Origin of the sequence: Butyrivibrio sp. VCB2001 (assembly GCF_000423965.1) — a bacterium.
In the GTDB taxonomy this organism is placed as follows: Bacteria; Bacillota; Clostridia; order Lachnospirales; family Lachnospiraceae; genus Butyrivibrio.
On sequence record NZ_AUIZ01000001.1, the window covers coordinates 85,676 to 104,339 of the forward strand.

23 protein-coding genes are annotated in these 18,664 nt (G+C 40.8%); all 23 read right to left on the bottom strand.

The features are described from left to right. Positions 1–4: 4 nt before the first annotated feature. A complete protein-coding gene (locus tag G589_RS0100375; protein ID WP_026520675.1) occupies positions 5–853 on the bottom strand; it encodes a zinc ribbon domain-containing protein in 849 nt (282 codons plus the stop codon). A gap of 36 nt (positions 854–889) precedes the next feature. Further along, complete coding sequence (locus G589_RS0100380; RefSeq protein ID WP_026520676.1) at positions 890–1,801, bottom strand: zinc-ribbon domain-containing protein; 912 nt, start codon at positions 1,799–1,801, stop codon at positions 890–892. Between the two features lie 15 nt (positions 1,802–1,816). Next, positions 1,817–2,305, bottom strand: coding sequence for a hypothetical protein (locus G589_RS0100385; RefSeq protein WP_026520677.1), 489 nt, complete (start codon positions 2,303–2,305; stop codon positions 1,817–1,819). Between the two features lie 199 nt (positions 2,306–2,504). Then, positions 2,505–2,867, bottom strand: a complete 363-nt coding sequence (gene rsfS, locus G589_RS0100390) for a ribosome silencing factor (RefSeq protein ID WP_022763914.1) — start codon at positions 2,865–2,867, stop codon at positions 2,505–2,507. A 14-nt stretch (positions 2,868–2,881) separates the two neighbouring features. Next, positions 2,882–3,463, bottom strand: coding sequence for a bis(5'-nucleosyl)-tetraphosphatase (symmetrical) YqeK (gene yqeK, locus G589_RS0100395; RefSeq protein WP_026520678.1), 582 nt, complete (start codon positions 3,461–3,463; stop codon positions 2,882–2,884). Next, the gene (gene nadD, locus G589_RS0100400; RefSeq protein WP_022767162.1) at positions 3,460–4,068 is read right to left on the bottom strand and encodes a nicotinate-nucleotide adenylyltransferase; all 609 of its coding nucleotides are present in this window, start codon (positions 4,066–4,068) and stop codon (positions 3,460–3,462) included. Before nadD ends, yqeK begins: the two co-directional genes overlap by 4 nt. A 31-nt stretch (positions 4,069–4,099) precedes the next feature. After that, a complete protein-coding gene (gene yhbY, locus G589_RS0100405) occupies positions 4,100–4,411 on the bottom strand; it encodes a ribosome assembly RNA-binding protein YhbY (RefSeq protein ID WP_026518925.1) in 312 nt (103 codons plus the stop codon). After that, the gene (gene obgE / locus G589_RS0100410) at positions 4,411–5,760 is read right to left on the bottom strand and encodes a GTPase ObgE (RefSeq protein ID WP_026520679.1); all 1,350 of its coding nucleotides are present in this window, start codon (positions 5,758–5,760) and stop codon (positions 4,411–4,413) included. The genes yhbY and obgE overlap by 1 nt, the downstream gene beginning before the upstream one ends. 73 nt (positions 5,761–5,833) lie before the next feature. Then, positions 5,834–6,121, bottom strand: coding sequence for a 50S ribosomal protein L27 (gene rpmA, locus G589_RS0100415; protein ID WP_022767165.1), 288 nt, complete (start codon positions 6,119–6,121; stop codon positions 5,834–5,836). A 3-nt stretch (positions 6,122–6,124) separates the two neighbouring features. After that, positions 6,125–6,454, bottom strand: a complete 330-nt coding sequence (locus G589_RS0100420) for a ribosomal-processing cysteine protease Prp (RefSeq protein ID WP_026520680.1) — start codon at positions 6,452–6,454, stop codon at positions 6,125–6,127. Between the two features lie 20 nt (positions 6,455–6,474). Next, complete coding sequence (rplU, locus tag G589_RS0100425) at positions 6,475–6,783, bottom strand: 50S ribosomal protein L21 (RefSeq protein ID WP_026520681.1); 309 nt, start codon at positions 6,781–6,783, stop codon at positions 6,475–6,477. Positions 6,784–6,870: 87 nt separating this feature from the next. After that, positions 6,871–8,043 carry a ribonuclease E/G gene (locus tag G589_RS0100430; RefSeq protein WP_026520682.1) on the bottom strand — a complete coding sequence of 391 codons (1,173 nt, stop codon included), beginning with the start codon at positions 8,041–8,043 and terminating at the stop codon, positions 6,871–6,873. Further along, a complete protein-coding gene (locus G589_RS0100435) occupies positions 8,036–8,758 on the bottom strand; it encodes a TIGR03936 family radical SAM-associated protein (protein ID WP_035775034.1) in 723 nt (240 codons plus the stop codon). Before G589_RS0100435 ends, G589_RS0100430 begins: the two co-directional genes overlap by 8 nt. Continuing rightward, positions 8,758–10,629, bottom strand: a complete 1,872-nt coding sequence (locus G589_RS0100440) for a TIGR03960 family B12-binding radical SAM protein (protein WP_026520684.1) — start codon at positions 10,627–10,629, stop codon at positions 8,758–8,760. The genes G589_RS0100435 and G589_RS0100440 overlap by 1 nt, the downstream gene beginning before the upstream one ends. A gap of 10 nt (positions 10,630–10,639) precedes the next feature. After that, positions 10,640–11,947 carry a bifunctional phosphoribosyl-AMP cyclohydrolase/phosphoribosyl-ATP diphosphatase HisIE gene (gene hisIE / locus G589_RS21555; RefSeq protein ID WP_026520685.1) on the bottom strand — a complete coding sequence of 436 codons (1,308 nt, stop codon included), beginning with the start codon at positions 11,945–11,947 and terminating at the stop codon, positions 10,640–10,642. Between the two features lie 2 nt (positions 11,948–11,949). Then, the gene (gene hisB / locus G589_RS0100450; protein WP_022767172.1) at positions 11,950–12,540 is read right to left on the bottom strand and encodes an imidazoleglycerol-phosphate dehydratase HisB; all 591 of its coding nucleotides are present in this window, start codon (positions 12,538–12,540) and stop codon (positions 11,950–11,952) included. Positions 12,541–12,723: 183 nt separating this feature from the next. Next, the gene (hisD, locus tag G589_RS0100455; protein ID WP_026520686.1) at positions 12,724–14,013 is read right to left on the bottom strand and encodes a histidinol dehydrogenase; all 1,290 of its coding nucleotides are present in this window, start codon (positions 14,011–14,013) and stop codon (positions 12,724–12,726) included. Beyond that, the gene (hisG, locus tag G589_RS0100460) at positions 14,014–14,652 is read right to left on the bottom strand and encodes an ATP phosphoribosyltransferase (RefSeq protein ID WP_022767174.1); all 639 of its coding nucleotides are present in this window, start codon (positions 14,650–14,652) and stop codon (positions 14,014–14,016) included. Between the two features lie 11 nt (positions 14,653–14,663). Next, a complete protein-coding gene (gene hisZ / locus G589_RS0100465) occupies positions 14,664–15,779 on the bottom strand; it encodes an ATP phosphoribosyltransferase regulatory subunit (protein ID WP_026520687.1) in 1,116 nt (371 codons plus the stop codon). 91 nt (positions 15,780–15,870) lie between these two features. Further along, positions 15,871–16,410, bottom strand: coding sequence for a Holliday junction resolvase RecU (locus tag G589_RS0100470; protein WP_026520688.1), 540 nt, complete (start codon positions 16,408–16,410; stop codon positions 15,871–15,873). Positions 16,411–16,419: 9 nt separating this feature from the next. After that, the gene (locus G589_RS0100475) at positions 16,420–17,394 is read right to left on the bottom strand and encodes an RluA family pseudouridine synthase (RefSeq protein WP_026520689.1); all 975 of its coding nucleotides are present in this window, start codon (positions 17,392–17,394) and stop codon (positions 16,420–16,422) included. Positions 17,395–17,402: 8 nt separating this feature from the next. Next, positions 17,403–18,002 carry a hypothetical protein gene (locus G589_RS0100480; protein ID WP_026520690.1) on the bottom strand — a complete coding sequence of 200 codons (600 nt, stop codon included), beginning with the start codon at positions 18,000–18,002 and terminating at the stop codon, positions 17,403–17,405. After that, a complete protein-coding gene (locus G589_RS0100485) occupies positions 17,999–18,652 on the bottom strand; it encodes an HAD family hydrolase (protein ID WP_026520691.1) in 654 nt (217 codons plus the stop codon). Before G589_RS0100485 ends, G589_RS0100480 begins: the two co-directional genes overlap by 4 nt. Between the last annotated feature and the right edge of the window lie 12 nt (positions 18,653–18,664).

The following is an 18,664-nucleotide window of genomic DNA, read 5'->3' on the forward strand; positions in this document are numbered from 1 at the left end:
CCTATCAAAGAAGTGAGGAAAGTGCTGTGATTGTTCCAAAACCTGCTACTGATCCAATGAGCAGGCTTTTGGTCTTTCCACCCTGAGGCATTCGAATGCCATTACTCTTTTTAGCAGTAAAAGATTCTGCCAGAGAATATATAAGTCCACTCTTACCACCAAGCGCCTGAAGTGATAGAATGATGCCGGATATTCCGGCCATCGTCGATTGTGCATTAGCTGTATCAAACCCAACAAAAGCGAAATTTGTTACCATGCCGATAAGATAGCCGATTATTATTGATAAGAATCCCATCTTACCTTCTGTCTTTTTAAATATTGCCGAGATACCGGAAAAGAGCTTTGGAACGCCTCCGTTAAAGAGCGATAAGAACATTGCTCCTACGGCTCCTTTTCCAAATATTCCACCGATGGTTCCAAGAGCATCGCTTCTGTCCAGTCCTCCCTGTGCAAAGGTCAGCCACGAAAGAATCTTTATTATACTTTGATCTGAACTATGCGCCATTCCCAGGAATATCCATAAAACAGCTAAGATAAGTACAGGGATCAGCATCTTAGGCTTAAGCAAAAGCCCAATACTTCCTCCAAGTATCGACTTAACGCTGTCCCAAATTGCGCCTAAAGGTGACAAAACCTGTGAGTCCTTTGCATCAATAGTAGCAGCTGAAGTCATATCGCCGCTTCCATCTGAATTGCCAATGGTAAAATCCATAACCTCAAATTCACCCGCTCTGTTTAGCGCAGAAATGTCTGCATCTGCTGTTATTATCTGATTTCCGCAGTATCTACAGAATTTAGCTCCTTCATTTAGCTCTTTTCCGCAATTAGAACAATATCTGATCTTGCCAGCCATATGTCATTCCTCCTTTAAAGTGATTAAATCAATAACTTAAGGTCTGACGAAGAAAATAAAGCCTATCTTTTCATCACCGTTATAAACATCGCCCATTGCATATTGCGCTTTGTTGTTTTCAGAGAACTGGTTAATATCAATACGAAGCGCTGTCTGATCGCTTTTAGCTTCTATGCTTCCAAAACTGGCATCCCATTCGCCTCTAAGTTCCATCACCCAGCCTTCATCCTTTGCAACCAACTGATAATCTGTTGGGTTTTCTTCCGGATACTCATATCTTTCCGTAACATCCAGATAAACAGTTACTTTATCACCGTGGTACTGGATATCTGCCTCGGACAGCATGATTCTTCCCATCACATCACCACTTGCAGAAGCATTTAAAAGACATTTCCACTTTCCGCTTGCTTTATCGATATCCTCGAACTTAGTAGTACCATCAGGAAGTGTTACGTCAACCCATGAAAAATCGCTAAATCCGGCTTTTCCATTGGGTTCGTAAACATTTGTCTCAGAGTCACTTACAACTTCATTTTCTGAGTTTTCTATATTGTTTACAGGTTCTTCTTTTGATTCTTCCGTGACAATATCCTGCTTAAGGAAATCTTCCACTGAATTGTCCTGCACTAATTCATTTTGATCATTCTGTGCAACCTGAGTTTGAACCTCTTCGGTTTCTTTATCTGTTTTTTCAAGCTTATCCTTTTCTTTTATGCCAACAAAAGCCAGCACCAACACACATGCGACTGCAATTAGTACAACAGATGCAAGTACAGTTACGACCTTATTTGATTTATTGTTTTCAGGTTCGGTGTTTGCCTGCTTCTCTGGACGAGGCTGCATTTTAACTGGTTCATCAGCTGCTTTGGCATTGTCGATTTTAGTACCGCAAAATTCACAGAACACACTGTCATTTGGTATCTGCTTTCCACAGTTCGTACAAAACATAAGTATCTCCTGTTATCAATTAGTCTTTTCAAACAAAATAGTCATGTTTTTACCATCAATATCAAATAAAAAAGGAATTCTCTCGCTCGTCACTACATTGGTTCCAACACTGGCAGTGCTTCCATCATCGGATGCAAGCCCAAGAGGTATCACTACAGAAATACTCTCTGTACTTATACGCAATTCATGGGCCACATCATACCTGACATCAACGCTGCCAACGGGAGGCAGATTCCCACTAAGGAAGGTATATTTACACTCCTGTTTCCCTGAGGGAAGTCCTGCCAGAGCAGATAATTCCTCATCAAAATCTATTTCCACAGACACTCCGTCTCCGTTAAAAGACATCTCTCCATGGTCTGATACAAATCGTCCAACATGCGGATCCGGCGCAGGTGTATCCGGTTCGTAAGGCATATTGGCAGAACCGGCTCCGCCTCCGCAACCTGCCAGAACCAAAACAACAGTCATCAATGAAATAAAAGTCTTAAACCTAAAGCTCATACAGTTCTCCTATATTTCATTTGAATCCACTCGCAATTATGAATACTCCTTATAATATTTTACGTCACATAAGTACCTCAGTTTGTTTGTGACAAGCATTTGTCAATGACAATTTAGTCACACCTTCTATGCACAAAAAATGAGCTATCGCACACAGCTAGCGCAATAGCTCATTACTTAATCGTTTCAATTTTTGATATTACTTTAGATCAGCAGTATCTATCTGCTTACCGTCTCTCCAGATTCTCTCAAGATCGTAGAAAAGTCTGTTCTCGCTGTCAAAGACATGAACTACAATATCTCCGAAATCAAGGAGTATCCAGTTAGCTCCCTCATAGCCTTCTACATTCTTGGTCATGTAGCCTGCTCTTCCGAGCTTCTCCTGAACGTTATCAGCAAGAGCCTGAACCTGGTTTCTGTTGGTTCCGGCAGCAATAATGAAGAAATCGCCGAGAGTTGAAATCTCGCTTATATCAATTACGCGAATATCCTCGCCCTTTCTGTCTTCAAGAGCATCAACCGCCATAGCAGCCATTTTCTTTGAAACTTCAATATCTGACATGTAAACCTCTTTCTTTATATGTAGAATTTTTTATAGAATTCGTAGGCGTTCATAGTCGCCTCATCAACTTCTTTTCCGATTGTCTTAAGATAGATCACTGAATCATGCAGAATATGCGCAAGACACTTGTCGAGATCGGTAAATGCCTCTTTTCTGATCTCAGCCATATTCTCAAGCGGTCTTCTGTTTGGCTCAATGAAGTCGGCGATATATACGATCTTCTCGAGAAGAGTCATATCCTCTCGTCCTGTAGTGTGCCATCTAATGGCTCCCAGGATCTCAGGATCATAGACATCGTACTTTGTTCTGGCCAGATACATACCGACTTTTGCATGTAAAAGAGAATGGTTCTTTCTCTCTACTTCAGTAATCTCAATATCATTCTTTTCACATATCTTTATCTGTTCTTCATGAGTCATGCACTTGGCACAGTCATGCAGATATCCTGCGATAAGAGCTTTTTCAATATCAGCGCCGTACAAAAAAGCCATATTGGCAGCTGTATAAGCAACTCCCAGAGTATGGTCAAATCTGTCGGGTTTAAGTTCGTTTTCAAGCTGCTTGCGCAGTTTCTGAGACACTTCGATTATCTTCATCTGTATAATCCCTTTATACACATAAATTCAATACACTCATCAGGTAAAAGATATCTTACAGATCTTCCGGTTTTAACACGCTGTCTTATGTCTGTAGACGAAATGTCAATTCTGTTAAAAGTCATTATCCTGATATCCGCACCAAATCTTGTATTGAGCTCACGTCTCTTTCTGTCGAGAGCAGGAAGATCGTCCTCTTCTCTGACTGCAGCAAGAATCACGCAGGATTTCAAAAGCTCATCTGCCTTATACCAGGAATCAATACCGATTATTGAATCTCCGCCGAGAATAAGATAAAGCTCATCGCCCGGATACATAAGCTTAAGTTCATTGATGGTATCAATGGTATATGTGCCTTCAGGCTTATCAATTTCAAGTCTTGAGCAGGTAAAATACGGGTTATCCGCAATTGCCATTTTTACCATCTGATAACGGGTATCACCGCTTGAAATCTCAGTCCTGTTCTTTAAATGAGCCAGATTGTTTGGCATAAAGATTATTCTGTCCAGAGAAAACTGCTCTCTGGCAGACTCTCCAAGAAGAAGGTGTCCATTGTGAATAGGATCAAATGTACCGCCCAGTATACCAATCTTTCTGCATTCCATATTAGTGCCTCCAACATGGTATATTTTTGATTTATTCAGCCTTTTTAGTCTTTGGAAGGATTATCTTAGGATCATCCTTAAAAGGCTTATATAATACAAATTTTCTTCCGATCACCTGAACAAGATCAGATCTTGTTCTCTCAGCAACAGTGTTAGCAACTTCCTTAACATCTGCAAGGCAGTTCTTAAGCACAGTGATCTTAACGAGCTCATGTGTGTTAAAGGTCTCTGCAATCGCGCTGGTGATCTCGGGTGTTACAGTAGCTTTTCCAATCTGGAAAACCGGCTCAAGGTCAGCTGCAAGTCCCTTTAAATAAGCTCTTTGTTTACTTGTTAATGTCATTATTCTTCATCCTCATCTATTGTCGAATCATCTGCAGGTACTGTGTCTGCATTTCTGTAGTACTCAAAACTGTATCCATACATTCTTACAGTATCGCCTTCCTGAATGTGAAGACTCTCAAGCTGATCGAGAATTCCTGTGTCTGCAAGGAATTTCTGGAAGAACGCAAATCCTTTCTCGGATTCAAGGTTTGTATAGCCAAGCATTTTCTCAATCTTAGGGCCTTCAATAACATATTCAGCCTCATCCTGATCGTAATAAACAGAAAATGCCTCATCAGCTTCTGTTGCCATATCTTCAGGGAAGAATTCCTGCTCGAAGGTAATAGGTTTGTCCTCAATCTCAGAAAGGGTCCTACTTACATAGTATAACAGTTCCTTGATACCTTTTCCAGTTAGTGTGGAGGTTGCAAACACTTTTACACCTAGAGGTTCGTACTTTTCTTTGATCTTTTTTATGATCTCAGCATCCTCACCCTCAGGAAGCATATCAACCTTATTTGCAGCAATAACCTGGATTTTCTTGGTTATATCTGCGTTGTAGTTCTTAAGCTCATTGTTAATGGCTTCCAAATCCTCAAGAGGATCTCTGCCTTCTGTTGAAGCTGCATCAACAACATGGATCATCATTCTGGTTCGCTCGATATGTCTTAAGAACTCATGTCCAAGTCCTGCGCCTTCGGATGCCCCCTCAATAAGTCCGGGTATGTCTGCAACAACAAAGCCCTTAGCACCGTCAAGATCAACAACACCCAGCATTGGAGTAAGCGTTGTGAAGTGATAATTGGCAATCTTGGGCTTAGCGTTTGAAACCTTCGAAAGGAAAGTTGATTTTCCAACATTAGGGAATCCAACAAGGCCCACATCTGCGATCACCTTAAGCTCAAGTAAAACCTCAAGCTCTATTGCCGGCTGACCGGGCTGTGCATACTTAGGCGCCTGCATGGTTGAGGTAGCATAATGCATGTTACCGTTTCCGCCTTTTCCGCCCTTTAAGATCACAGCTTCCCTGTTATCACCGCTCATATCTGCGATTACTTTACCGCTGGTTGCTTCTTTTATAACAGTTCCTTCAGGAACCTTTATGATAAGGTCAGCGCCATTTTTTCCATGGCAGCGCCTTTTATTTCCGTTTTCACCATTTTCAGCTTTATACTTGCCGCCGTAATGGAAGTCTGAGAGCGTATTGATACCTTCATCCACTTTAAAGATGATATCTCCGCCCTTTCCGCCGTCTCCTCCATCAGGACCGCCGTTGGGAACGTATTTCTCTCTTCTGAAAGAGATATGTCCGTCTCCGCCTTTTCCGCTCTGTATAAAGATTTTAGCTTTATCTACAAATACTGGCATATTAGTACCTCAAAATACAACTAGTTAAAAATAGGCTTCAAACAAAAAGTTTGAAGCCTGTCTTTTGCAAAAATTACTTATTCTCTACAGCATAAACGCTGGCCTGTTTCTTATCTTTGCCCTTGCGCTCGAATCTAAGAACACCATCAACAAGTGCAAATAATGTGTCATCGCTACCGATTCCAACATTAACACCAGGATGAATGTGTGTTCCACGCTGTCTGTATAAAATATTTCCGGCCTTCACGAATTGTCCATCAGCTCTTTTTGCTCCAAGTCTCTTGGATTCTGAATCTCTACCGTTCTTGGTTGATCCAACACCCTTCTTATGAGCAAAAAATTGAAGGTTCATATTCATCATGACTTATTCCCTCCTAAATTTAATGTTCAAAAATTTCTTACCATACTGTTCGTATATACTGGTGACACCGAGCTCGAAAGACCTTAATAAAAGATCTGCTTCCTTTGAAGGAATATCCTCAAACTCTAATCTCAATATACCTTTTTCTTCATTCTGGCTGGTCAATATCTTATCATCCGTGAACTTCTCAACAGAATTGATAGTATTGATTGTCAGGACCGAGATCGCAGCACATACAATGTCTTCACCATATTCAGCAAATCCTGCATGTCCGTTGCATTCAATCCATTTGTAACTGCCATCTGAAGCTTTCGTAATTGTAATAGTCGTCATCTGTATATTGTCAGCTTAAATTACATTGTGATCTTGTCGATCTTAACAGTTGTGAATGGCTGTCTGTGACCGTTCTTCTTGTGATAGCCAGTCTTTCTCTTGTACTTGTAAACAACAACCTTCTTAGCACGTCCCTGCTCTACAACTGTTGCGCTAACCTTAGCTGAGCTAACATCGCCTGCAACCTTGAGTGTATTGTCGTCGCTTACTGCAATAACATTATCAAATGTTACTTCTTTTCCAGGCTCTACATCAAGCTTCTCTACCTTGATCTCATCGCCCTCGGAAACTTTGTACTGCTTACCACCAGTTACAATAATTGCGTACATAAGTTACCTCCTTCTTCAAAAAACTCGCTAACTTCGGCGGGGATAGACCCACTTAGGCCTAGTTAAGCGGCATACCATGGTATAATATCATTCATTTTCCATGTTGTCAACACTTTGATTGTTATTTTGTAATATTTCTTTTAATGATTTATCGTTTTTGTTTCTTGTGAGCTCAATAATGCCAAGCCCGGTTATATCGACAAATTCAGTGTGTACCACTTCTTTTCTGGCAAGAGCTCTTACATGATCACAAAGTTTTTGCACATCTTCTTTGTCTTTCATGTTAATGAAATCTATAAGTATCATTCCCGTAAGATTTCGAAGCCTTATCTGTCTGAATATTTCATCGGCAGCTTCTATGTTGACTTTATATGTAATATCTGTCTTGCCGGAAATTGCTTTTCCTGTATTTACATCTATGGCATTAAAGCTTTCAAGCTGTTCGATGATAAGGAAAGCTCCTGATTTAAGCCACACCCTGTTATAGAGCAGCTTATCCATATCTTTTTTAAGACTGTAAACTACGGATTCATTAAGAATACGTGGTTCATCTGAGGTTTTGGTCCTGATGAATGCCCTTGCTTTTTCAATGTGATATGCTTCATCTGCACTGTCATTTTTCTGAAGACAGGAAAAGACCTTTCGGCTCTTTGCCACACTCAGAATATCGCAGATTTTGTCTATACATGCCTTTATATCATCTCTAATGTTCTCATCTATATCATCCTCTGAAAGACGAGCAGCTTCAGTCCTTACGATAACACCAAAATTAGTACCGGATAGCTTTTCAATATATTCATCCGCCAAGTCTTTGTAATGTTTCTTAGCACAATTTATCAGTCTGTTTCTGTCTTCCTGAGAGATTTTCAAAGACGCGCCGACACCTTTTCTACCCAACGTAACAGCAACAAATTTACCCGAGATAGAAAGCCGTGATGAAAGTTTTGCTTTCTTAAGCTTGAGTGGTTCTGCCTCAACCTGAAGAACAATCTCATCACCTTGTCTTAACTCCGATGGCGAAGTGATCTGTCTGTTAACAACGGTAATAGGCAGTATGTTTTTGAGCGCAACATAACCCTGCTCGTCATCGCGATACCTCACAAAGGCAGAATCAATATTCTTCAGGATATTCTCCACTCTGCATAAATAAATATCACCGAGCACCGAATCACGGACAACAGAAATAAACTCCAGCTTATTGTCTATATAAGCTGAAACAACCGGATAATTATCATAGTTTGAAACAAAGATATCAGCCATTTATATATATTCTCTCGTCTGTATCACCGGCTATGAATGGTTCGATGTATGTTTTATCGCCTTCCTGAAAATCGCGGTAAATATCCACTCTGTGTATATCGAGCCATACGGTGTTAAACTCTTTTCCCAATGATTTATAGAAATACTCAAAGAGCAAAGTCGGCTTTAATGTAACTTTGCTGCTCATCATAAGCAATATATCAAGATAGTCTTCTCCGAACTCATAATTTAATATCATCGGCTTCATATCAATCTCTTTTTCGCCGCTCTTTGTCTTCTTGACGGCGGGAAGAGTTTCTTTTTCAAGATAAGACTTCATCTCGCTTACCCAGTCGAAGTCAGGCTTTGAATTCTCTCTGAATTTCAGATGATATTTAGCAGCGTATGAAGTTGTCATTGCTTTTTCTTCGCGCTCATCAAGCTCAGCAATGGCAACGATCTTAATGCCTTCATTCATAACACTGTTAAGTCCGTCCATGATATCCTCAACACTGCTCATGGAATTGACAGTCATATCAAGATATTCACCATCACTGGTTGATCCTACGCTAAGGGGCTGCGCAAAAGATAACACCTGATGTGGGCTAAAGCCTTCTGAATACTTGATATCAATACCTGCTCTTCTGATGGCCTTTTGAAAATATCGCATGACATCCAAATGACCTATGAACTTTATTGGTCCGTTTTTTGAAAATTTCAAACGTAATTTATGCATTATTTACTCTCCGTGCAAACTCCGACTCCGTAGGAAGCTGCACCACATCCCAAACATCCTTGTCTGCAATTTATTGATTTCTTACCTGCAAGAGCATTTTTCCATTCTCTTAACATAAAGGCCTTGGTTACGCCACAGTCGATGATATCCCATGGGAATATCTCGTCATCAGCTCGTTCTCTTGTGGTGTAGAAGAAAGGATCAACTCCGCATTCCTTGAAGGTCTCCATCCATGTGTCAAACTTGAAGTACTCACTCCAGGCGTCAAAAACGCAGCCCTTTTCATAAGCTCTGAGAATAACGTCGCAGAGCCTTCGATCGCCTCTTGCAAAAATGCCTTCCATCATGCTTGCGTCAGCTTCATGCCAGTTGTATTTGATATGCTTCTGGTTAAGCTGTGACATGATTCCTTTTCTGGTCTTATTGGCTTTATCAAGGAACTCTTCCTTGGTGTTCATGGGCGCCCACTGGAACGGAGTAAAAGGCTTAGGCACAAAGAATGAAGTACTTGCTACGATGTCTATCGTACGCCCGCCTCTCTTTTCCTTGGGCACAGTCTCAAAATATTCCACAGCTACTTTATTGGCTATATCACCGATGCCATAGATATCTTCATCTGTCTCTGTAGGAAGTCCCAGCATGAAATAAAGCTTAACTTTATTCCATCCGCCAAGGAACGCCTCGTGTGATCCTCTCAGAATATCCTCCTCTGTGAGACCTTTATTGATAACATCTCTCATTCTCTGGGTTCCGGCTTCCGGTGCAAAAGTAAGAGAGCTCTTTTTTACATCCTGGACCTTACTCATTACATCCAGAGAAAATGCATCAATTCTAAGTGACGGAAGAGATATGTTTATCTTCTTTTCATTGCAGCTCTTTATCAAAAAGTCTATAAGCTCAGGTAGTTTTGAATAGTCACTGGAACTTAAGGAGCTTAAAGAGATCTCCTCATATCCGGTGTTCTCAAGAGCTTCTATGGCAATTTTCTTAAGATATTCCACATCTTTTTCACGAAGAGGTTTATAGAGCTGTCCTGCCTGGCAGAATCTGCAGCCTCTGATACATCCTCGCATAATCTCAAGCACAACTCTGTCCTGAGTGATCTTGATGTAGGGAACTACAGGCTTAGTCGGATAAAACTCGTGAGAAAGGTCAGTGCACATCTCCTTTTTGATGGTCTTTGGAATATCATCAATAATCGGCTCCATGGATGCAATAGTCCCGTCTTCCTTGTACTTAACATCATAAAATGATGGTACGTAGATACCGGGAATCTTAGCAGCTTCATGAAGAAAATCTATTCGGCTGATACCTCTTTTCTTCGCATCCTTATACAGGTCAAAGAGCTCGCGATATCTTGTCTCACCCTCTCCGATATAGAAAATATCAAAGAAATCCGCAATCGGCTCAGGGTTATAGGTACAGGGGCCACCACCAATGACTATTGGGTCATCCCAGGTCCTGTCAGCAGTTTTAAGAGGAATGCCTGAAAGATCCAGAACCTGCAATATGTTCGTGTAGCACATCTCATACTGGATGGTAAAGCCCAGGAAGTCAAAGTCCTTTATCGGGTCCTGAGATTCAAGCGCAAAAAGAGGAATGTTCTTTTCTCTCATAAGTGCATCCATGTCCATCCATGGAGAATACACACGCTCGCACCATACGTCGTCGTAAGAGTTGAACATTCCGTAAAGGATCTGAATGCCCAGATGGGACATTCCGATCTCATATACATCAGGAAAACAGAAGGCAAATCTTATATCGATCTGCCCCTTATCCTTAACAACACTGTTTACCTCATTGCCGATGTATCTCTCGGGCTTTTCGATAGTAAGCAGCGCCTCATCTGTTAATGCCAAATTATAATTCATACTTTTTCCTTTATCGTCTTGACAGTTCGTCTGTTATATCCTCCCAGCTGACATTTTTAACAGCCATGAGGACCATCATATGATACAGGAAATCACTCATTTCGTAAATAACTTCATTTTCATTCGGGTTTTTAGCAGCTATAACCATCTCGGTTGCCTCTTCACCGACCTTTTTAAGAATCTTGTCGATTCCTTTTTCGTAGAGATAATTGGTATAAGAACCTTCTCTTGGGTTTTCTTTTCTATCCTTTATAACCTCAAATACTGAATCAAGGACCTTCTGAGGATTCTTTTCGGAATAATCCTTTTTAGCTATCTCGTTAAAGAAACATGAATAGCTTCCGGTATGGCACGCAGCGCCAATCTGCTTAACCTTGGCAAGAATGGTATCAAGGTCGCAATCTGCTGTAAGAGACTTAACATACTGGAAGTGTGAACTGGTTTCGCCCTTAATCCAGAGCTCATTTCTGCTTCTGCTAAAGTATGTCATCTTACCTGTTCTAAGCGTATTGCTATATGCTTCTTCATTCATGTAAGCAAGCATCAGAACCTGATCCGTTCTGTAGTCCTGAACAATAACAGGAACCATTCCGTCAGAATTCTTTTTAAGCTGATCCCATGTAAATGCAGGTTCCAGAGCGCTTATCTTAATTCCTTTTTCAGTTAAAAGATCTTTTATCTGATTTATGCGCTGTGCATTGGAATTCACATTTATTCCGGACACAGCATCAATAAAGTCATATTTGAAAAAGAGCTCTTCAGGATGGTCTTTATAGGGCAGATCATCAGCATCAAAAACTGCCATAACAGGAAGGCCAATGCCCGGATCTGTTAGCTTTTCTTCATCCTTTGTAACGAGTACAAGTTCAGATGCAAAGGTAAGGACATCGTCTTTTCTTTCTGTCACGGAAGAAGCGTCTTCGTAACAGATAACAATCTTGTCCTTGCCGAATTTCTCTGATACTTCCTTAAGGATATCAGCGTTACCTTCTTTTGAAAAGTTAAGGGCAGCTCTCTTACAGCCTGCATAGAGGAGCTTTTTGATATCCTCCATTCTCTTGACATTGCCTGCGCCGATAACAGGGACATCAACAGCCTTACAGATATCCTTGATCACATCCAAAGACTCTTCATGAGCTTTATCATCGCCTGCCGGGGAAAGATCAAAAATTATGATCTCGTCAGCATTTGAATTTGATAATCTCTCGCCTTCGGAAACTGCATCAAACTCGCATACCTGGTCGGTTCCAAAACCTTTCATTGCACGACCGTTTTTCAAATATATTGCACCGACTATTTTTTTAACACTGTTCTTCATGCTTAAAGTGCTCCTTTTGTACTGAGTACGCCTTCTATTCTCGGATCTATCATTGACGCTTCATCCAGCGCTTTTGCAAATGCCTTGAATATCGCTTCAATCTTGTGGTGATCGTTAGATCCGTTTAAAACCTTGATGTGAAGATTCATTGCTGCAGAATATGAAACTGCATAGAAAAACTCTTTTACAAGCTGTGTGTCGAAATCACCTACCATAGGTGCTGTAAATTCAGCATCCATCACAAAATACGGCCTTCCGCAAAGGTCTATTGCACACATCACCAAAGTCTCATCCATGGGAAGGATCATACTTCCGTAACGCTTTATACCCTTTTTGTCGCCCAAAGCCTTAGAAATAGCCTGTCCAAGCACGATTCCGGTATCCTCAACCGTGTGGTGACCATCAACATTTAGGTCTCCGTTTACTGTGACATCCATGTCATAAAAGCCGTGTTTTGTAAATCCCTGAAGCATATGATCAAAGAATCCGATGCCCGTTGTTATGTTTGAAGCTCCTGACCCGTCAAGGTTAAGTAAAACCTTGATGTCAGTTTCTTGCGTTTTTCGTGTCACTTCTGCAACTCTTTTTTCCATAGCTTGTATCTCCTTATATGCAGTTTACAAAATATTGTAAATTCTAATTATAAAATATATGTAAACTTGCATTTTATATACGTTTTAGAAAGTAAACTTGCAATTTTGGTGCACTTTTCAATGATTACAAGTGTAATTTTTAAGTATTGACCAGATCAGTCACATTGACCATATCAGACAATCTTATTCGAACCTTACAGCAATGGAATTAGCGTGAGCTGTAAGCCCTTCCTGCTTTGCAAAGAGTTCAATATCATCATGTACTTTCTCAAGTGCTGCTCTTGAGTACGAAATAATACTTGTTTTCTTTACGAAATCATCAACAGAAAGCGGTGAGAAGAATCTTGCAGTTCTGTTGGTAGGAAGAATGTGATTAGGGCCTGCATAGTAGTCTCCGAGAGGTTCTGAAGAATAATCCCCAAGGAAAATAGCGCCTGCATTCCTAATTTTTGTCATTGTTTCATACGGATTAACAGTAATTATCTCAAGGTGCTCAGATGCAACTGCATTGGCTGCTTCGATGGCATCCTCCATATTCTCTGCTACAAAAATATATCCATAGTTATCTAAGGACTTCTTTATTATATCCGCTCTTGAAAGAGTCTGCAAAAATCCGTCGATCTCTTTTGACACATTATCTGCCAGTTCCTGAGATGTAGTAATTAAAATAGCACTCGCCATTTCATCGTGTTCAGCCTGTGATAAAAGATCTGCAGCCACATATCTTGCATTGGCGCTCTCATCAGCAAGAACAAGAATCTCACTGGGGCCTGCGATTGAGTCAATCGAAACATGTCCAAAGCATGCTTTCTTGGCAAGAGCAACAAAGATATTTCCGGGTCCTGTTATCTTATCAACTTTAGGTACAGACTCTGTTCCAAATGCCATTGCAGCGATAGCCTGAGCTCCGCCTACCTTATAAGCTTCCGTAACACCTGCTATATCAGCTGCAACCAATGTTCCGGGATTAACCTTACCATCCTTGCCGGGAGGTGTGCACATTACAATTTTCTCAACGCCAGCAACCTTGGCGGGAACCACGTTCATAAGAACGCTTGATGGATAAGCTGCTTTTCCGCCCGGAACATAAACACCTGAAATCTCTATTGGAAGTATTCTCTGTCCCAGGATGCTTCCGTCTTCCTTGGTATCGATCCAGGTGTTCCTCTTTTGCTTCTCGTGAAAGGCTCTGATATTCTCAGCACTTCTCTTCATAACTTCTACAAATTCAGGATCAAGTGCCTTGTATGCCTCTTCTATTTCCTGCCTTGTTATCTTTATTGAGTTTGCATCAATAATGCACTTATCAAACTTCTCTGTGTACTCAAATAAAGCCTTATCTCCGTTATTTCGGATATCATTTATTATTCCATTTACTGTTTCTTCATACTCACCATAGCTTCCGGGATTTCTGTTTAAAAGATTTCCAAGAAGTTCTTTTTTGGTTTCTTCTGTAAGTTTAAGTGTTCTCATTTACTCCAAATTCTCCTTAATGTCATTTATGAGCTTTCTGATTCTTTCAGTCTCCATCTGCATGCTTACCTGATTTACGATCATTCTTGCAGAAAGGGGGCATATTTCCTCAAGAACCTCAAGACCATTCTCTCTGAGTGTTGATCCGGTCTCAACAATATCAACAATCACATCTGAAAGATTAACAATAGGTCCAAGCTCTACCGAGCCGTTGAGTTTAATTATATCAACTGTCTGATGTTTTTTATTGTAGAAGTAATCTTTTGCAATATTGGGATACTTACTTGCAACCCTGATCATCTCTCGATGCTCTAAAAGCTCTTTTGCCTCATGAGGTCCACAGACGCACATTCTGCACTTTCCAAAGCCAAGATCCAGGACTTCGTAAACTCTTCTGTTCTCCTCAAGGATAGTGTCAGCGCCTACAATTCCGATATCCGCTGCACCGTATTCAACATAGGTCGGAACATCCGGTCCCTTTGCCAAAAAGAACTTAAGCTTAAGCTCTTCATTGGTAAAAATAAGCTTTCTTGTCTTTTTATCTAAGATCTCCTCGCACTCAATCCCGCACTTATTAAGTATCTCCATGGTTGAGTTGACAAGGCGTCCCTTTCCAAGGGCAAATGTAAGATATCTCATAAATTCACCACTCATGCCTTTCTGTATGCCAAAGCCACCTTCTGGCCTGATTTTCTCATTTCAATAGCTTCAGAGAGCTTAGCCTTAAAGCTCTCTTCATCAAACTCAGTATATACAGTCTGCTTCTCATGTTCCATTTCAACGTTCTGTCTGTAAAGAGCTGACAAAAGGTCATCAAGCAGAATTACGAAGCCAATAGCAGGTGCTTCCTGACCATATTTTCCAAGGAGGTTGTTGTATCTTCCGCCCTTGGCGATAGCATCGCCTACTCCGTAGGTGTATGCACTAAAAATGACACCTGTGTAATAATTGAATTTACTCAGCATTCCAAGATCAAATGAAACATACTGGGTAACATCATATTCTTTAAGTACCTGATAAAGCCTTTTAAGGCGCTTTATAGCGTTTAAGCTTCTCTCGTTTGATACCTGTTCCTGAGCCTTATCAAGGGCCTCATCTGAGCCGATAAACTCAGCCACCTTGACTATCAGGTTTTTGTACTTTTCCGGTATATTTCTCTCAGCAAGGATGCTCTCAGCGGCAAAATAATTCTTCTGAACGATCTGCTCCCTGATCATGACCTCTGTCTCTGCATCAATACCGGCTTCCTCGCAAATGCCTTTATAGTACTCTGCATCACCGATGCTGACCTGGAAGTCCTTCAGACCTGAGCTTAAGAGAGACTCTATTAAAAGAGCTATCATCTCAGCGTCAGCATATACAGAATCATCCTTAAAAAGCTCAACACCGATATTATTTGTCTCTTTTAATTTACCCTGAAGGCTTGAAGTATTAAGAAATGTACTGCCCTGATATACAACTCTCACAGGCATTGGATTTTCAAGCATTACCTTTGATGCGCATCTGGCAATAGATGGTGTAAAGTCCGGTCTTAAAACCATTGTATTTCCGTCTTTATCAAAGAACTTATACAGTTCTCTTGCATCGCTGGCATTTATCTCCTGAGCAAATACATCGAAAAATTCAAATGTAGGTGTTTCTATATCCTCATATCCGTACAGCTTCATCTTCTCATGGATCTTGTCTCTTACGATAAGTCTGTCGCTGCATTCTGAACCATAGATATCTCTTACTCCATCGGGAGTATGCAAAAGTACTTTATTCATGTCTACCTCACTTTAGTAATGTACAGTGCTACTATGGTAATTCACTACCACAGAAAAGAGTTTACATTATATCAAACAATATGTCAAACAATTATTCTCTCTCTTCAAGGTCAATCTGCATTGCATCAAGATACGGGATCAATAACCCCGGATCCTTGTGACTCTTTATTACATATTTAGGGTCCAGTTCATCATGGCGAAAGCTCTTTCTGCCTCCTGCCTGTGCTCTGTCCCAGAAAACGCGTAAGTTTCTGTAGGGAAGGTAATAGAATTCGTCTAAAGACGTAAAGTAGATAAGAAAAAATGCAACTCCATTCTGCTCCTCAAAGCTTTCCATGAAGTTAACCTGGTGCTGGTGAATATTTTGCAGTGCAAAAGATGTTGTTGCACATTCCTTGGCATCAAAGCACACAGGAATACCCTGAACTGCACCAATGTAGTCCACGGTTGACTTTTGATCAAAGTAGGCAAGCGTTATGTGTCTTGTTTCCTTCTCAATATTTATTGGCGTTATGGGCGTGGGAATTTTCTGAATAAGACAAAGTCCAAGTTCAAGGTACCTCTCATTTGTTCTGTTGACCATGTCTTCGAGCGTGGATCCCCTGAGTCCACGAGATTTCCATGTAGGCATAATTACCTCTTATTCAAATACATTAAATTCCTTTGGCAAAGGAGCTGTAAACTCCTTACCTGAAAGCTCTTCAAAAGGCTCTTTTAAATTCTTTGGAAACTCAAGCCTGTAGCTGTGGAGAAGCTGAAAGTTAAGTCCCTTATAAGCTTTTCCGCCGTATTTTATATCTCCGAGAATAGGATGCCCTATACCGGCTAAATGAGCCCTTATCTGATGAGGCTTACCGGTGATCAGTTTAACCTCCAGCATAGTCATATCCTTTTCTCTGTTAAAGGATACAACATGAAACTCGGTTTCAACATAAGAATATGCCGGGTCATGCGGATCCTTATCAAGAATTACAACCTTGTTTTTCTTTTCATCCTTGGACAAAAAACCTTTTAGCGAAAAGTCTGCGTCGATCTTGCCCTTTACAATTGTTCGGTAGAACTTCCCAACGCTTCTGTCCTTGATAAGCTCGTTCATCTTACGTGCGCCTACAAGTGATTTGGCGCAGATCACAATACCGCTGGTATTTCGGTCCAGCCTGTTGCAAATAGAAGGCCTGTAGGTATCAAGGCTCTCTGCTGTGATGTCACCCTTATTCAAAAGATATCCGATAAGCCACTCATTTAAGCTGTCATCATCCTTCTGCGATTTCTGTGAAAGAACACCTGCAGGCTTATCTACAAGAACAATATTGTCATCCTCGTAAATAACGTTAAGATCACCAATCTTTTTATAAGATAAAAGTTCAGGACACTCTTTATTGGCACCCGACTCGTTTCCGCGAAACTTATTCAAAGTATCATCAGTAAAGAAGATCTTTATTACATCTCCTTTTTTGAGCTTTTCCATTCCGTCTGACTTTTTGTCATTAAGGGTAATGTTCTTCTTGCGCAGCATCTTGTAAATAAAGCCGCCTGAAGCCTCTTTCAAATAGCCCTTAAGGAATCTGTCAAAGCGCTTATCCTGTTCGTTTTCGCCAACTATGATCTCTTTCATTTAACCGCCTATAATGATATTGATAAAAGAATTCCCGCCGGTGTCTGAGTCGTTCCGGGAACCCATGCATCCTCGATCGCCTGAGGGTCTATGTTTTTCTCAGCCCTTAGCTTCTCAAGCTGATCAAGCCTTCCAAGGAAAGTATCAAGCTTATTAAAGACCTTGATGCTGTAGCTTGAATATCCGCTCTGAGCCATCATCTTTTTAATATGCTTCTCTATATCTTCACAATCTACTGACTTATCAGAGCAGTAACAGCAAATGTTCTTATCAAGTACCGTGGAAGCTGCCACGTTATAATTCTTGTCATAGCTGGTAATAACAAGATCATAATACACAAGTAAGTTCCCTTTATGCGCCTCAATCTGGCTATGATCACTTTCACTGCAGCCCTTTGCCCTTATGAACATGATCATGTTTACAGCGCTCCAACCTGTCGGAAGACAGCCAAGAGCAGCTATTATGGAAAAGACATTTTTCTGAGTCCCGTTTATCACAAGACCGATTACAAAGATCGCAAGCGTAATAGCCTGACACACAGCCGTTCTTATAATCGTAACCTTTTTCCTGTATTCTATATATCCAAAGTCGCCTTTATATTTCTTCATCCTTCAGTAAATCCCCAATAATCTTCTATATAGTCATCTGCCAGCTCTTTCTTAAGATCATCGCTGTGCCTTGAATAATCATCACTTACTGCAACAACAGTCATGCCGGCATTCTTGGCAGCCTTGATGCCATCCACAAGGTCTTCAAAAACAAGACATTTTGAAGGTTCAGCTCCCAGTTCATCCGCAACCGTAAGATAAATGTCAGGCGCAGGTTTCCCCTTAACTACCTGGGTTCCCGACTTGATACTCTGAAATTTATCCATTATTCCGTGTGAAGAAAGAACCTGTTTTATCAGCTCTGTTGAATTGCTTGAAGCAATACCAAGCTTAATACCGTTTTCTTCGCACTTTTCCAAAAGGTCTGATACACCTTCCTTTAGAGGTACTTCGCTTGTGTATTTATCCCATGCCATTTTGTTCCAGTCATCGCCGATCTTCTCAACAGAATCCTTAAGGTTAAATCTCTCCTTGAAGTAAACAGCAGTCTCAACAAAGCTTCTTCCGCCTATATCCTTCTGGAGCGTGCTCGGAGCCTCTATTCCATGCCCCGCCAAATACTCAATATCTATAGCCTTCCACATCCACATGGAATCTACCAGTGATCCATCGAGATCAAAGATCACTGCTTCATAATCATTAAGCTTTATATCTTTCATAAA

Excerpts from the sequence above, each read along its gene's own strand:
- G589_RS0100375 (WP_026520675.1), bottom strand. The coding sequence starts at position 853 with ATGGCTGGCAAGATCAGATATTGTTCTAATTGCGGAAAAGAGCTAAAT.
- G589_RS0100380 (WP_026520676.1), bottom strand. The coding sequence starts at position 1,801 with ATGTTTTGTACGAACTGTGGAAAGCAGATACCAAATGACAGTGTGTTC.
- G589_RS0100385 (WP_026520677.1), bottom strand. The coding sequence starts at position 2,305 with ATGAGCTTTAGGTTTAAGACTTTTATTTCATTGATGACTGTTGTTTTG.
- rsfS (WP_022763914.1), bottom strand. The coding sequence starts at position 2,867 with ATGTCAGATATTGAAGTTTCAAAGAAAATGGCTGCTATGGCGGTTGAT.
- yqeK (WP_026520678.1), bottom strand. The coding sequence starts at position 3,463 with ATGAAGATAATCGAAGTGTCTCAGAAACTGCGCAAGCAGCTTGAAAAC.
- nadD (WP_022767162.1), bottom strand. The coding sequence starts at position 4,068 with ATGGAATGCAGAAAGATTGGTATACTGGGCGGTACATTTGATCCTATT.
- yhbY (WP_026518925.1), bottom strand. The coding sequence starts at position 4,411 with ATGACATTAACAAGTAAACAAAGAGCTTATTTAAAGGGACTTGCAGCT.
- obgE (WP_026520679.1), bottom strand. The coding sequence starts at position 5,760 with ATGCCAGTATTTGTAGATAAAGCTAAAATCTTTATACAGAGCGGAAAA.
- rpmA (WP_022767165.1), bottom strand. The coding sequence starts at position 6,121 with ATGATGAATATGAACCTTCAATTTTTTGCTCATAAGAAGGGTGTTGGA.
- G589_RS0100420 (WP_026520680.1), bottom strand. The coding sequence starts at position 6,454 with ATGACGACTATTACAATTACGAAAGCTTCAGATGGCAGTTACAAATGG.
- rplU (WP_026520681.1), bottom strand. The coding sequence starts at position 6,783 with ATGTACGCAATTATTGTAACTGGTGGTAAGCAGTACAAAGTTTCCGAG.
- G589_RS0100430 (WP_026520682.1), bottom strand. The coding sequence starts at position 8,043 with ATGGCTGATATCTTTGTTTCAAACTATGATAATTATCCGGTTGTTTCA.
- G589_RS0100435 (WP_035775034.1), bottom strand. The coding sequence starts at position 8,758 with ATGCATAAATTACGTTTGAAATTTTCAAAAAACGGACCAATAAAGTTC.
- G589_RS0100440 (WP_026520684.1), bottom strand. The coding sequence starts at position 10,629 with ATGAATTATAATTTGGCATTAACAGATGAGGCGCTGCTTACTATCGAA.
- hisIE (WP_026520685.1), bottom strand. The coding sequence starts at position 11,947 with ATGAAGAACAGTGTTAAAAAAATAGTCGGTGCAATATATTTGAAAAAC.
- hisB (WP_022767172.1), bottom strand. The coding sequence starts at position 12,540 with ATGGAAAAAAGAGTTGCAGAAGTGACACGAAAAACGCAAGAAACTGAC.
- hisD (WP_026520686.1), bottom strand. The coding sequence starts at position 14,013 with ATGAGAACACTTAAACTTACAGAAGAAACCAAAAAAGAACTTCTTGGA.
- hisG (WP_022767174.1), bottom strand. The coding sequence starts at position 14,652 with ATGAGATATCTTACATTTGCCCTTGGAAAGGGACGCCTTGTCAACTCA.
- hisZ (WP_026520687.1), bottom strand. The coding sequence starts at position 15,779 with ATGAATAAAGTACTTTTGCATACTCCCGATGGAGTAAGAGATATCTAT.
- G589_RS0100470 (WP_026520688.1), bottom strand. The coding sequence starts at position 16,410 with ATGCCTACATGGAAATCTCGTGGACTCAGGGGATCCACGCTCGAAGAC.
- G589_RS0100475 (WP_026520689.1), bottom strand. The coding sequence starts at position 17,394 with ATGAAAGAGATCATAGTTGGCGAAAACGAACAGGATAAGCGCTTTGAC.
- G589_RS0100480 (WP_026520690.1), bottom strand. The coding sequence starts at position 18,002 with ATGAAGAAATATAAAGGCGACTTTGGATATATAGAATACAGGAAAAAG.